Raw genomic sequence first — 8,382 nt, 5'->3', positions numbered from 1 at the left:
GTGTCAGCGGCCAGTGTCAGCGGCCCGCGTTACCGCTCTAGTCGGCGTACTGCGATCGCTTTAACAGCCAAAGAATGGAATTGTGAGCTCTGATTGAACGCGGCTGGCACGCGCTATTTGTTGGTTGTCGCCACCGTGGCTCATCTGGCGCTGATGGACGTCGGTTCGAACGTTATCGGCAGCTTCTTGTAGCCCCTCACGGGCCCTGAGAGGAGGCGCTCGGCGCCGTCGGCAAGTGCAAAGTCGGGTACGTAGGACAGGAGTTCCTCGTAGGCGACTCGGCACTCGAGCCTGGCCAGCGCGGCACCGAGACAGAAGTGGGGGCCGTGACCGAAGGCGAGACCGCGCTCGGTTTTCCGGTCGAGAATGAATGACTCCGGGTCAGCGTACTCCCTCTCGTCACGGTTCGCCGACCCGTAGAGCAGCATCACCTTGCTGCCAGCTCGCATGGTTTCACCGTGCAGTTCGACATCTTCGGTCACGGTCCGGGCGAGGCCTTGGACGGGGGACTCAAGGCGGAGAAATTCCTCGACAGCTGCAGGGAGCAGGCTGTGTTCCGCGGCGATCGTTCGCAGCGTTTCGGGGCGTTCACTCAGGATCTGGGCGGTGTTCGAGATGAGGTTCGTCGTGGTTTCGTTGCCGGCGATGAGAAGCATGAAGCAGAAGCCGAGGAGTTCCTCTTCGGTGAGCGTCTCGCCGTCGACCTCGGCGTCCAGGAGGGCGGACATGAGGTCGTCCTTGCGGTTGGCGCGGCGTGCGGCGAGCATCGGCGTGAAGTAACCGTAGAGCCCCAGGGCCGCGTTCGTCGCATCCTCGACGGAGGCCGGATCGTTGGGATTGACCTGCACGAGACGGTCGGACCAATCCCGGAACTGCTGCCGGTCCTCGTTCGGGATGCCGAGCATGTCCGCGATGACAATCGTGGGCAGGGGGCCGGCGTACTCGTGGACGAAGTCGACCTCACCTCGCTCGATGAAAGCCCCCAGGAGTCCCCGCGCGGTAGCCCGGATGCTGCCCTCCATTTCGGCGATCCGCCTGGGAGTGAAGGCCCGGGACACGAGCTTTCGCAGAGCGGAGTGCCGTGGGGGGTCCATCATGATCATCATCGGCATCAGGTCGCCCATGCCTGCCGCGAGGTCCTGGCCGACGACGATCCCCTTCGCAGAGGAGAAGCGCCGGTGGTCCTGCGTGGCAGCCCAGATGTCGTCGAACCGGGATAGTGCCCAGAATTCTTGTTCCTTGTTCCAGTAGACCGGCGACTCCTCGCGCAGCACCTGATAAATCGGATACGGGTCTGCCTGGACGGCGGGGTCGTACGGGTTGTAGAGCTCTGACACTTGGGGCCTCCGGTCTGGACGGGCCACTTGGGACGGTAGGATACTTTCGTCCCACTGTACACCCGGTTTGCCTGCCAGAATTGAGGCGAGGGGTTCCCCACTGCGAGGAGGCGTGAAATCGACCAGCAGCTGTACCTAGACGCCACCTTGTCGGCCTTCTTGCGCCATGGGGTCAGCCGGACGCGGATGACCGACATCGCGGCTGTGGCGCGGGTGTCGAGGACAACGGCGTACCGGATTCTTGGTTCAGTCGATCGCGCGGCGACGAGCCTTCTGCAACGCGAGATCGAGCGCCTGCTGAGCGAGGTGATTCGCGGGCTCGACAGTGCGACTGACGCACCCGATGTGCTTTCCGTTTGCGCGCGGGCCCTGGAGCGGGTGGAGCAGCACCCCTTGTTCCGTAAGGTCCGCACGGACGAGCCGGGAATCATCGGCGAAGCCCTCGTGCTTCAGACTGCGCCGATCATCGACACCATTACCAGCGCGCTCGCGCCCTCTTTTCGAAAGCTCGCGGATGACGGCGTGCTAGCGGTGGACGACCACGAGAACGTCATCGACAGGCTGGTGCGACTGGGGATCACATGCGTCCTGTCCCCGCCTCGCGGTGGATACCAGTCATTGCTGGGCGACATCCTCCGCGGTAATGCCGGGTAGGTGTGCGACTCGCTGCTTTCCTGGGTGCCGCGCCGGGGGAGTTCATCGCGGTCGTGCTGGTCGAGAAGGTAAGGGCCGCCGACCTCGACCACGGTGCCCTCCACCGTTGCCTTGATGCCTACAGCTGGATATGAAGAGAAGTCTGTCGCCTTCAGCGCGGCCAGGGTTGCTCATCCTGGCGGGCAAGTCGACTCAGTAGAAGAATCTGTTGGAAGCTTGGCGGAGTTACTGGCGGCGAAGCCGGAGCGTGTCAAATCAAATGAGACGTGAGGTGCTCGGTTGGGCTTGGCTAGTTTCGGGTGATCGGGCGTCGGGGTCGTTGATGGTCGCCTTTTCCGGCAGTCGGGGTGGGCGCGGTCGTCGGGTGAACCGTTCGGGGTGTTTGGCGTAGGCGGCGTCGAGCACGAGCTGGCGCCTGTCGCGGATGGTCTCGGCGGTGCCGTCGTGGACGCTGGCCGGGGTGTGCAGTCCGATCCCGCTGTGCCGGTGCTGGTGGTTGTACCAGTGGATGAATCGGTTCATCCATGCCCGGGCGGCACCGATGCTGGCGAACCGCTCGGGGTAGTTCGGCGTGTACTTCATGGTCTTGAACTGCGACTCGCTGTACGGGTTGTCGTTGCTGGTCCGCGGCCGATTGTGCGACCGGGTTACATCCAGATCGCACAGGAGTGAGGCCAACGGCTTCGAGGTCATCGCCGCGCCCCCGTCGGCGTGGAGATACCCCGGTGCCTGGCCTTGCTCGGCGATGGCGGCGGCGACCAGGTCGGCGGCCAGTTCGCCGTCTTCGACGGTCTCGATGCGCCAGCCCACGACGTAGCGGGAGTAGATGTCGATGACGACGTAGGCGTGGTACCAGATGCCCTTGGCCGGGCCCCGCATTTTCGTGATGTCCCACGACCACACATCATTTGCTGAGGTTGCGACCAGTTCGGGAATCGCCCGTGGTGGATGGGTTGCCTGCCGACGACGCTCGCCGTTCATCGCCTCGGCCGCCAGGATCCGGTGCATCGTGCGCTGCGAGCAGTGATACCGGCCGGCGTCGAGTTCGCGGGCCCACACCTGGGCCACGGACAGATCGGCGTAGGCCTCGCTGGTGAGCACTTCCAGTATCGCGGTGCGCTCGGCGGCGGTGAGCTCGGCAGGATGGCGGGCCTTGGGGTGCGGCCCATACTGGCGCGGTTTCGGATTGGCCTGGCGATGATGGGTCGCCCGCGACCTACCGACCAGGGCGCAGGACCGCACCACACCCAGCAGCGCGGTCAGCAGCTGCGCGGTTTCGGCCTGCCAGGTGCGCCAGGCGGCCCTGGTCACCCCTTGTTTTTCTTGGAGAGCGCTTCCAAGAACGCGACACCTTTTCCCATGACCTCCAACGCGGCGTCACGATCGGCGATGACCTTGTCCTTCCGGGCGGCGTCTGACTCGAGTTTGCTGATCTGCTTTTCCAGCTCAGCGATGCGCGCCTGCTCCGGCGACTGGCCAGCCCGGGGCCTTCTCTTGGACACGGTGCCCAGTGTTCCCGCTTCGATCTGGGCCCGCCACTGCTTGACGCTGGAATCGTAGAGGCCCTCTCGGCGCAGCACGCGGCCCTTCTGCCCGGACGGGGCCTGCTCGTACTCGGCGACGATGCGCCGCTTGTACTCGGCCGTGAACGTCCGCCGGGCCGGCCGCCCGGTCCGCGGGGCCTGAACCGTCTCCTGCGTCGAGGTCGTCGGCGTCGGCTGCGAGGCCTCCAGGGCCGCGTCAGTAGTTGCAGTGATAGTCATGCTGGGTTCTCCTTCTCCTCACGCCCCAGCCTCTCAACCAGCCAGCCCGGGTGTCTCACCTCAGTCTGGCGGATAGGGAGCTGCCGCGTGGTCTGAGCGGGTAGTGCGGTGGCGCATCTGTTGTTGTCGACTGCCGAGCAGAATGACGCTCGTGAGCGAGAGCTGGCGGGGGAGTCGCGACCGGATGCTCGTATGGAGGCCGTCCGCGCCGAACCCGGCCGTGCGCACCAGAAACTGCGGTTCTTGATGACCTTGGGCAGATTCTCCATGCAGTCTGAATCTGGATCGGCTACTTATCCGCCGCCACTGCCCGGTGAGCCGGTGCTTTTGAGCTGGCCATGGTTTTGTGGTCGCGTGAGCCAGCAGCGCCCGGGGCAAGGAACGCTAGCAAGACTGCGGCGCCGGCGGTAAGGATTGCCAACGTAAGCGTGGCCTGACTGCTGCCGTTCACAAATGCTTCTTTGGCGGAGTCGACCAATGGTTGCGCCATTGGTCCGGCTTGTGCGGCGACCTCTAGTGCGGCGGCCAGAGAATCGGCGACCGGACCACGGGCAGGTTCGGGCAGCTGGGGAAGGGTGGGTTGAATGTGGCGGGTGTATCCGGCGGCCAGCACACTGCCGGCTACCGCGATCCCCATCGCAGCGCCGATCTCGCGGGCCGCATCGTTGACTGCGGCGGCGACCCCGTGTTTGCTCTCCGGAGTTTCGGCGATGATGGCGTAGGTCGCCGGGGCTGTGCATAGTCCAAGTCCTGCGCTCATGATCACCAGCGGCCAAAGCAGGTCGAGGTAACGTGCATCGACGGTCAGCCTGCTCACCAGCATCAGACCAACTGCGATGGTCACCAGGCCAGCGACGGTCATCACTCGCAGCCCAAATCGCTGTGACAGTCGGGGGGCGATCACCGAGATCACGATCAGGGGGACCGTCATCGGCACCAACCCCAACGCCGAGGCCAGCGGTCCATATCCCAGGATCAGTTGCAGGTACTGCACCAGGAGTAGGAATACCCCGAAAGTGACCAAGAATTGGATGGCCACCGACAACGAGCCGGCGCTGAAGCCGCGCTTGGCGAACAACCGAACATCCAACAAGGGGGCCGAGGATCGCAGCTCAATCAGGATAAAAAAGGCTGTCGCCAACATGCCGGCCCCGGCGCTGGCGAGAACGATCGGGTCGGCCCAACCCCGCGCTGGAAACTCGATCGTGGCGAATACGATTCCCGCAACCGCGACTGCAGCTGCCGCCGCGCCCACCCAGTCCACGGGAGGGTGATCATGCTGGCTGGACTCAGCGATCGTGCATGCCAGCGCGGCCAGTAGGGCTCCCGCTGCGGTCAGTCCAACAAATACCGACACCCACGACCAGCGCTCAAGCAACACCCCGGCGCCGAGGATGCCTAACACTGCTCCGGAGCCGGCGACTCCAGCCCACACACCTACTGCTCGGCCGCGATGAACGGCGGCAAAACCAGCAGTCAGAATCGAGAGCGTCGAGGGCATTACCAGCGCAGCGCCCGCCCCGGCAATCGCTCGCGCAGCGATCAACCACGCCGGGTCAGACAGCAGCAGGGGAAGTGCGGACGCCAAGGTGAATATCACCAGACCTATTACGAGAACCGCCCGTCTGCCGTAGCGGTCACCGATCGCTCCAGCGGGCAGGACCAGGCACGCCAGTACCAGCGTGTAGCCATCGACGATCCAGGTCAGCTGGGCTTGCGTCGCTCCAGTCTCTACCGCAATCTGCGGTAATGCCGAATACAGCGCGGCCATGGCCGCGACCACCAACGCCACGGCCAGGCACGACACCGTGAGCATCCACCATTCAGCTCGGGTCCACCGGGATGACTCGGTGATGGTCTGTTGCGGTGAGTTCATCGCCGGCCCCTTGCTGTGAGATGGTCGGTCTTGTTTCGAGACAAGTAGTATCACAGTATCCGGCTGGCTGGACAGGTTAGCTTGGACGAGAAGTGACCGTCGGCCGAAGGGGGAGAGCGTGAACGACTGGAGTGCTGATCGGCCCGCTACGGACGACGATCAGCTCGATCCGCGACTGCTGCGCTCACGAAAACGATTGCTCGACGCTGCTACGCATCTTCTGAGCACTGGCGGTGTAGAGGCGGTTACCGTCGAGGCGGTCACTCGAATGTCAAAGGTTGCGCGGGCCACGCTCTATCGGCATTTCGGCGGCACCGCCCAGTTGCTTGCAGCGTCCTTCGAGCGGCTGTTGCCTCGCGTCGAGGTCTCTACCGCCAGTGGGTCGGTACGCGACCAACTCATCGCGCTTCTCACGGCCCAAGCTGACCTGATTGACCAGGCGCCGCTGAACATTACAACTCTGGCTTGGCTGTCAATCGGATCAGTCGGCGGCAGCGATCCTGCCGATTCGGCCGCGATCACCTCACTGCGCAGTCGAGTCATCGAGGAATACCGGCAGCCCTTTGACCGCATCCTCACACAGCCTGACGTTCGAGCACAGCTCGGCAACGTCGACACCACCTTCGCGATCGTTCAACTCCTGGGTCCCGTCGTGTTCGCTCGCCTTACTGGGCTCTGCACCGTCGACCACGACGGATGCGTGCAACTCGTTGATGATTTTCTTGCTGCCCGCAAGCAGGGAGGCGAACCCATCCCGGCCGAATCCAGCCACGGCCTGAACCGCCCTGGCGCCGGCGGATCTCGCTAAATCGGGGCTTCTTCTTGTCGGATGGGTGTGACCGCTCGATCGCCGAGGTCGCTGGGGAGGTGGCGAGGCAACCCTAGAGCCCGGTCGTTTCGGTGCGTGCTGCGGCGAGCCATCCGCTGCAGTCTGAGTGCGGCCGGAACTTCTACCGTCCAGTTTTGACTTCCCGATTCGTCAGGCTGCTGCAAGTGATCGCGAAGCTGACTCCAGAGCTTCAGCCAGTCGAAGCTCGAGCGTGGGCAGGAGGCTAACCGCCGAAGCCACACGTTCCAGCCGAGTACGCACATCGACCTCGTGCTCGATCCCGGCTCGGCCGGCCTCCGTCCATGTCTGTGCACAGTGTCTGGCGACTACGGCGAGATCTTCGGTCGCGAGGTCACCGGTCAAACGTGCCACGTCCGCGCAGCCGTCAGCGAGCAGCTTTCGGAACAGGCCACCTCCGGTGCCGGCCTTCTCGATGAAAGCGCTCAAGCTGAATAAGAGGATCTCGAGTTCGTCAGCCGGTAGATGGGACCAAGTCCGGACATCAGCGGCGAGCTGGGCGACCGCTGCTAAGCCTTCGGAACCGCTCACCGCGGTCGTGAGATCGACGACTCCGGGCGGAGTTGGGTGGCGCATGTTCGCTGCCGATTGACGGAAAGCCGCTGCGGCAACCTGCGCAAGGTCTGGTAACTCATGCGGCCAGGCGATGCGGTACGTGGTGTGACGTGTCGGTTGTGGGAATGACATCGACGACCGTGCTCGAGCGAGAGCGTCGAACGGAACCTTTTGGACTTCGGCACGGTCGTTGTCAACAACGAAGGCGATCCTCTCCGCCTCGTCGTAACCAATTACCACGATATCGTGGCGACTCATTTGGAGCCGAACCCGCAGGTAGGGCAACTCCGCGATGTCGCCCCATATCAGGGCTGGCCTTCCGGCATCGATCTCCTGGCTGATCCACGACCATCCTTCTCGGGGATCGTCGGTCGTGAGCACTTGGACCTGTGCGCCCAGTCGATGGGGGAGATTTACTTCGAAATCGGAGTCTCTCCCTACCAGATAAAGCGGTGGGAAGAGGTCGCTCGAGTGCAAGTAGGACAGGCCAAGTGACCCCCCGAGGGTGAAGACGAGACCTTCCTCGGGCGGTTCTTCCCAGCCGAGGCCTTGCCAGTGCAGGAGGTCTCGCATCGCGGCTGAGCCGCAGTGCCCCCCGACCCGATGTGGATAGTTCTCGATGAGCGTCTGGCGAGTCATCAGAGTTCCTTTCTGAACGGCGGGCGGGTACGAACCGGGCTGTTGCTGCGCCAGTGGGATGTCAGCGCCGTTCGTCGAGGCTCCGCCGCTGACCGTGTGAGTCTCGCTCGGGACTGGCTTACCCATTGCGCAAGGAATCGGGAGAACCCGTATGGGCGAAATCGGTCCGGACGAAAGGACGCTGCTGTGTGATGACCTGTTTGCTGAGCATGAAATCACGGGGACGATTGATGCAGTCTGCAGCAAGGAGTTCGCCATCACGGAGGTAGAAGCAGCTGAAGTCGCGGTCCCGGGTGGGGTCACCGCTGAGGACGACTTCGTCGTAACCGGTGTTGAGACCGGCGATCTGCAGCTTGAGATCGTATTGATCTGACCAGAACCAGGGCAGCGACACTGCGCTCTTGGACTTCCCGCAAAGGGTAGCCGCGGCGAGTTTCGCCTGATCGGTTGCTCCGGGTACGCACTCCAGCCGGACTCGGCGACCGTATCGAGAGATGTACTTGCTGGCACAGTCTCCGGCGGCAACGATGGCTGGGTCACTGGTTCGGGCGTGCTCGTCGATCACCACACCATCGTTCAGGGTCAAGCCCGCAGCGTCGGCGAGTTCTGTTCTCGGTTCAACACCGATACCCACGATGACCAGATCAGTCGGAATCGACTCGCCAGTAGATAGTGTGACCTCCCGGACGCAGTCGTCTCCGACTAATGCTG

Annotated in this window: 8 protein-coding genes and 1 pseudogene; 3 read left to right on the top strand and 6 right to left on the bottom strand. The window is 63.7% G+C overall.

Annotation, left to right across the window (positions count from 1 at the left end; all coding sequences use genetic code 11):
- Positions 1–140: 140 nt before the first annotated feature.
- Positions 141–1,271: a cytochrome P450 gene (locus G6027_RS16665; RefSeq protein WP_241727220.1), complete on the bottom strand. Its 1,131-nt coding sequence runs from the start codon at positions 1,269–1,271 to the stop codon at positions 141–143.
- Between the two features lie 252 nt (positions 1,272–1,523).
- On the opposite strand from G6027_RS16665, the gene G6027_RS16660 reads away from it, so the two are divergent.
- Both G6027_RS16660 and G6027_RS19370 read left to right on the top strand, forming a co-directional pair.
- On the top strand, positions 1,524–1,991 hold the full coding sequence (locus G6027_RS16660; protein ID WP_146166385.1) for a hypothetical protein: 468 nt from the start codon (positions 1,524–1,526) through the stop codon (positions 1,989–1,991).
- Between the two features lie 2 nt (positions 1,992–1,993).
- Positions 1,994–2,125 (top strand): hypothetical protein, encoded by a 132-nt coding sequence (locus tag G6027_RS19370; protein ID WP_277612358.1) that lies wholly within the window; start codon positions 1,994–1,996, stop codon positions 2,123–2,125.
- 121 nt (positions 2,126–2,246) lie between these two features.
- Here the strand turns inward: G6027_RS19370 and G6027_RS16655 are convergent.
- The 3 genes and pseudogenes from G6027_RS16655 to G6027_RS16645 form a co-directional block, all read right to left on the bottom strand.
- Positions 2,247–3,260 (bottom strand): annotated as a pseudogene (locus G6027_RS16655) (IS3 family transposase); the annotation flags it as partial.
- A gap of 38 nt (positions 3,261–3,298) precedes the next feature.
- Positions 3,299–3,754 (bottom strand): transposase, encoded by a 456-nt coding sequence (locus G6027_RS16650; RefSeq protein WP_095719468.1) that lies wholly within the window; start codon positions 3,752–3,754, stop codon positions 3,299–3,301.
- Positions 3,755–4,043: 289 nt separating this feature from the next.
- On the bottom strand, positions 4,044–5,630 hold the full coding sequence (locus G6027_RS16645) for an MFS transporter (protein ID WP_107749261.1): 1,587 nt from the start codon (positions 5,628–5,630) through the stop codon (positions 4,044–4,046).
- Between the two features lie 196 nt (positions 5,631–5,826).
- Between G6027_RS16645 and G6027_RS16640 the strand changes: the two genes are divergently transcribed.
- On the top strand, positions 5,827–6,438 hold the full coding sequence (locus G6027_RS16640) for a TetR/AcrR family transcriptional regulator (RefSeq protein WP_187700924.1): 612 nt from the start codon (positions 5,827–5,829) through the stop codon (positions 6,436–6,438).
- Between the two features lie 171 nt (positions 6,439–6,609).
- Here the strand turns inward: G6027_RS16640 and G6027_RS16635 are convergent, their stop codons facing one another.
- A complete protein-coding gene (locus G6027_RS16635; RefSeq protein ID WP_182638118.1) occupies positions 6,610–7,671 on the bottom strand; it encodes a BtrH N-terminal domain-containing protein in 1,062 nt (353 codons plus the stop codon).
- 118 nt (positions 7,672–7,789) lie between these two features.
- A partial coding sequence (locus G6027_RS16630; protein WP_182638117.1) for an oxidoreductase C-terminal domain-containing protein occupies positions 7,790–8,382 on the bottom strand: 593 nt, incomplete at its 5' end.

Source organism: Dietzia sp. SLG310A2-38A2, assembly GCF_014145095.1.
Lineage (GTDB): Bacteria > Actinomycetota > Actinomycetes > Mycobacteriales > Mycobacteriaceae > Dietzia.
Note: the sequence above shows the minus strand (reverse complement) of the source record. Positions and strands in the feature narration are given on the sequence as shown.

What these genes read in the sequence shown, in the direction of transcription:
- G6027_RS16660 (WP_146166385.1), top strand. Translation starts at nt 1,524, where the DNA reads ATGACCGACATCGCGGCTGTGGCGCGGGTGTCGAGGACAACGGCGTAC.
- G6027_RS16650 (WP_095719468.1), bottom strand. Translation starts at nt 3,754, where the DNA reads ATGACTATCACTGCAACTACTGACGCGGCCCTGGAGGCCTCGCAGCCG.
- G6027_RS16645 (WP_107749261.1), bottom strand. Translation starts at nt 5,630, where the DNA reads ATGAACTCACCGCAACAGACCATCACCGAGTCATCCCGGTGGACCCGA.
- G6027_RS16635 (WP_182638118.1), bottom strand. Translation starts at nt 7,671, where the DNA reads ATGACTCGCCAGACGCTCATCGAGAACTATCCACATCGGGTCGGGGGG.